1 protein-coding gene is annotated in these 230 nt (G+C 68.7%); it reads right to left on the reverse strand.

Features of this window, described 5'->3' with window-relative positions:
- Nucleotides 1–230: hypothetical protein (locus tag H3H39_RS28695; protein ID WP_182157715.1), on the reverse strand; the 230-nt coding region annotated here is incomplete at both ends.

Raw genomic sequence — 230 nt, forward strand, 5'->3', positions numbered from 1 at the left:
CGATGACGTTGTTGCCGCCTTCGACGGCGCTGAAGCTGCTATTCCAGGTGGTTCCGCCGTCGGTGCTGTAGCTGAGGGTGGCGCCGGTCTCGGCGCCGCTGACGGCCAGTGTACCGACGTTGGTGATGCCGTCGCTGCCGCTGGCGCCGCTGTCGTGGGCCAGGGCAACCACGGGTGCCGCGGTCGCGGTGTCGAGGGTGAAGGTGAAGGCCGCGGCATTGTGGGTGTTG

The sequence above is a fragment of the Rugamonas apoptosis genome, from assembly GCF_014042355.1.
Lineage (GTDB): Bacteria > Pseudomonadota > Gammaproteobacteria > Burkholderiales > Burkholderiaceae_D > Rugamonas > Rugamonas apoptosis.